This is a genomic window from Thermobacillus xylanilyticus (assembly GCF_907165215.1).
In the GTDB taxonomy this organism is placed as follows: Bacteria; Bacillota; Bacilli; order Paenibacillales; family Paenibacillaceae; genus Thermobacillus; species Thermobacillus xylanilyticus.
Window position 1 is genome coordinate 1 of record NZ_CAJRAY010000088.1, and the last position, 4252, is coordinate 4252.

At 64.5% G+C, this 4252-nt stretch carries 4 protein-coding genes; 1 reads left to right on the plus strand and 3 read right to left on the minus strand.

All coding sequences use genetic code 11. The features are described 5' to 3' along the window. On the minus strand, nt 1-794 hold a 794-nt coding region (locus tag KJQ12_RS16735; protein ID WP_213486207.1), incomplete at its 3' end, for an L-threonylcarbamoyladenylate synthase. Nucleotides 795-883: 89 nt separating this feature from the next. Further along, nucleotides 884-1597, minus strand: a complete 714-nt coding sequence (gene spoIIR / locus KJQ12_RS16740; protein WP_213486209.1) for a stage II sporulation protein R — start codon at nt 1595-1597, stop codon at nt 884-886. 319 nt (nt 1598-1916) lie between these two features. Here spoIIR and KJQ12_RS16745 point away from each other — a divergent pair, with 319 nt between their 5' ends. Beyond that, nucleotides 1917-2882 (plus strand): transposase, encoded by a 966-nt coding sequence (locus tag KJQ12_RS16745; protein ID WP_015256613.1) that lies wholly within the window; start codon nt 1917-1919, stop codon nt 2880-2882. 599 nt (nt 2883-3481) lie between these two features. Here KJQ12_RS16745 and prmC read toward each other — a convergent pair. Beyond that, a partial coding sequence (gene prmC, locus KJQ12_RS16750) for a peptide chain release factor N(5)-glutamine methyltransferase (protein ID WP_213486211.1) occupies nt 3482-4252 on the minus strand: 771 nt, incomplete at its 5' end.

Below are 4252 nucleotides of genomic sequence, written 5' to 3' on the forward strand. Positions count from 1 at the left end.
CGGGCCGCGGCCGCTTCGCGGCCGATCCAGGCGCGCACCGCTTCGCCGTCGCCGATGACGAGCGTCATCTCGCCGCGGGGCGCGTAGTGCGCGTACTTCATGCCGGGCGAACGCGGCGCCGCATCCTCGCGGCTCTCCCGGGCGTCGCCCTCGGCGATCACTTCGCAGCCCGCCGCTTCCGCGAGCGCTTCGCGCGTCACGCCGCCCGGCCGCAGCACGCGGATGCATTCGTCCTCGACCATGACGACTGTCGATTCCAGGCCGACCTCGGCCGGCCCTCCGTCGACAACCCCGTCGATCCGGCCGGCCAGATCTTCCATGACGTGCGCGGCCAGCGTCGGGCTCGGCCGACCCGAACGGTTCGCGCTCGGCGCCGCGACCGGGCAGCCGGCGGCGGCGATCAGCCGGAGCGCGACCGGATGCGCCGGCATCCGCACCGCGACCGTATCGAGCCCGGCGGTCACCTGCGGCGCCGCCGCGCCCGGCCTGACCGGCAGCACGATGGTCAGCGGTCCCGGCCAGAACGCCTCCATCAGCCGGGCCGGAATCTCGCCGTACGGCAGCACAAGCTCCTCCAGCTGCCCCCGATCGGCGATATGGACGATGAGCGGATTGTCCGACGGCCGCCCTTTCGCCTCAAACACCCGCCGCACCGCCTGCGGATTGCGCGCATCCGCGCCCAGACCGTACACCGTCTCCGTCGGAAACGCCACGATCCCGCCCTCGCGCAGCGTCCGTGCCGCTTCCGCGATCGCGGGCTCGTCAGCGGGCCATACCTTCGTCTCCCTGTTCACCTGTTGCTTCCTCTTTCTTGTCCGGCCCTCAAGCCCGGTTCGTCATTGCCAATCATTATACCACCAGACGCCCGAGGCTCGGCAACCGTTCAGCCGAACAGCCGCTTGAAGAAGTCCAGGATCCGCTGCAGCAGTTCCCATACGGCAAACTTCACTTCCACATTCTGCGAGGCCCCGGCCTTCACGCCGCCGTCTTGCGCATCCTGCGCCGCAAACGCCGATGCTTCCTTCGCCCCGCTTCCCGCCGCGTCTTTCGTGACGGCTTCGCCTTTGTCCGCCTTGCCGGCGCCCACCGCATCGGCAAAACAAAGCGGAGGGAACAGCACGCACCACCAGTTCTCGCCTTTTCCTTCCCCGAGGGTGATGAGCAGCGCTTCGTATTGCCCCGCGGGGTACACCCGGTTGCCGTAAATCTTCGCCGGGAACGGAACGGGGCCCAGCTTCACGGCGGCCGGATAGTCGAATCCCCGCATTTCCAGCTCCCGCTTCACCATCGTCTCCAGTTCGGGCAGGGCGCCGGCGATCGCCTCCCGCGCCTCGGCGATCGAATCCGCCCCGGCCGACAACTGCCTCAATTCATCCGCGATGGCATTTCGGACATGGCGCTTGACCGCCTGATCCGCGGCCGAATCCGAATTCGCCAGAATCCGGATCCGGATGGATTCCTCCGGAATGGCGCCTTCCACGATCGCAGCGTTGTTCTGCGCGTTCTCCCACGACATCGCCAGCAGCATCACCAGCAGCACGACATAACCGTAGACCGGACGATAAGAAAAAACGAACGGATAATGGCGGATGACCATGTTCACACAAGCTCCTCTGACGGCGCCCGTCGGCGCCCAAGCTTGCGTTCCGGAACGACTGTATCCCCCAGTATGCCCGCTCTATCATTCTTTCAAACCCGCGTACTGATAGATTTCCGCGGCGGGTATGTTTTTTCGGGCCCAAAATCGGGTATCCCTTTCGTTCAGGCTGAAGTTCGAAGCAACAGTGGCCGGGAGAAGCTTTCAAATCCGAGAAAAAAGCCGACGAAAATTGGATAATTATGCTTTTCTTGCTTGTATTACGAACATATGTTCTGTATAATAGGAATACATCCCTTCCTGGTTCCGGGTGATCGCCATGCATTTCCATGTCATGTTCGCTCCATCCTTCCTCCATTTGTCGGAAGCGCAATGCGCCGACATGCTGTTCCGCATTCGCTGGCCGGAAGGATACCGTTGTCCGCGCTGCCAATCAACCGCATACAGCGTCATCCGCACCCGCAGGCTGCCGCTCTACGAGTGCGCCGTCTGCCGCAAGCAATGTTCCGTCATTTCCGGCACGGTGATGGAGCGGAGCCGCACCCCGTTGTCCAAGTGGTTCACCGCCGCCTCCCTCATTGCGTACAACTGTGTCAGCGCTGTTTACCTGAGCCGGAGAATCGGCGTAACCTACAAGACAGCCTGGCTCATGCTGCACAAACTTCGCAACGCCATGGCCGGCGCTGTCGAAGGCGACCTGCTGACCGGCCTCGTCCGTCTGGATCTCGGCAAAGCCAACCGCCGCCTGATTCCGTCGCCGGACGGTCTGCATCCGACGGAGCACCCCTACATCATCGGCGCGTCCATGAACGGGGCTGGCGAACCGGAACGTGTCCGGATCGCGATCGACTGGGGCGGTGACACCTATCTAGGAAAAATCACTCCCGAAGGCGCGCTTCGCTTCATCGGACAACACGTCGACAAGTCCGCTTCGGTCGATCTGACCGTCGATGATTGGGGGCGGACGGGCGGGCTGGCCATCAAGAAAGTCGGATGGTCGATCGAGGACGATATTCGCATGTTCCACCACACGGTCGGCGCCAAGCATTTGCATTACTATTTGCAGGAAGGCGTCTACCGTTACAATACGGCTCGTTCCGGCACGAACGTGCTGACAGCTTTGATGCGGGTGACAGGCTCCGGCGGCGCTCCCGACCGGCGCGCCATCGTCGGGCGGCCCGTTCCGCCGCAGCCGGACTGGACTTCGTACCGCGATGTGCACAGGATGATCCGCAAAATGCGTGAGCTGGCAGCCGAACGGATGCCGGGCAAATCCAGCGCCTGATCCGCAGCCGCAATCCGCGGATGGTTCGTGGATGGTTCATGAATGGTTCATGGATGGTTCATGAATGATTCGCGCATGGTTGGCATATCGTTCGCGGGTGGCTGGCGGATAACGTCGTGACTCGGCTGGGTGTGCGCTTGCGCTTGAGCGTTTGTGCCAGGGTGGAGAGGTACTTTTGGGCCCGCTTTTTCGGTATCCCCTTCGCTCAGGTCAAAAAAAACGGCGCCGCCGGATTGGTGTCTGCCCATGCAGCATCAAATGTCGGCTCCGAACGGACAGCAGCGCCATCCAGGCGCGTCGCTCACGTTCACGCCTGGAGTACTCTCGTTCAACGGCAAGTTGACGCGGACGCTGGTATCCTCTTGGCCCACTTTTTGGGTATCCCCTTCACTCAGGCAGAAAAAAATATCCCATCCCCGGATGGGTCGTGCAGCCTCAATTCCCAGATCCGAATGGACGCTGGAACCTTCGTTCAACGGCGGACCGCCGCCCGGCTGCTGTTGATGGTTCCGGCCAAACGAAAATCCCCTCCTGAGCGAAGGGGATATCGCAAAAGCGGGCGGAACAGACATATGGCGGCCACAGGCAGGGAAAAGAGATTATGGCGCCGAGGCGATGACGTGGCGCTCGATGCCCGCGTAGTCGCGGACGATGCGGATGTCGGGCCAAAGGCCGGCCGCATCCAACAGATCGGCAACGCCGCGGGCCTGTCCGAGGCCGACTTCGAACGCGGCGATGCGCGGCGCGGACGGCAGCGTCCGCAGTTGGGCCGCCATGCGGCGGTACGGATCGAGCCCGTCGATGCCGCCGTCCAGGGCGAGATGCGGCTCGTAGTCGCGCACTTCGCGCTGCAGGCCGGGCAGGTCGGACGACGGGATATAGGGCGGATTGGACACCACGATATCGAGTGCGCGGTCGTCCCCGTCCCCGCCTCCCGCGGCGAACGGCTCGAGCAGATCGCCGCGGATGAAGGCGATGCGGTCCGACACGCCGTGCCGCTCCGCATTCGCCTTCGCAACGGCGAGCGCGTCCGGCGACAGATCGGTCGCGCAGAGTCGCCAGTGCGGGCGCTGCACCGCCAGCGCGACGGCGATGGCGCCGCTGCCGGTGCCGATGTCGGCGGCGCGAAGACGCGCGCCGCCGCCGGCGTCCGGCCACAGCCGGTCGGCCGTCTCCAGCACGGCTTCGACGAGCAGCTCGGTCTCCGGCCGGGGAATCAGCACGGCCGGAGATACGGCCAGCGGCAGGCCGTAAAACCATTGCTCGCCGGTAATGTACTGCACCGGCTCGCCCGCGGCTTTGCGGCCCACCATCGCCGCCCACTCCGCCAGCCGGCCGGCCGGCATCGGCTCGCGCCAATCGCGCAGCAG

What these genes read in the sequence shown, in the direction of transcription:
- spoIIR (WP_213486209.1), bottom strand. Translation starts at nt 1,597, where the DNA reads ATGGTCATCCGCCATTATCCGTTCGTTTTTTCTTATCGTCCGGTCTAC.
- KJQ12_RS16745 (WP_015256613.1), top strand. Translation starts at nt 1,917, where the DNA reads ATGCATTTCCATGTCATGTTCGCTCCATCCTTCCTCCATTTGTCGGAA.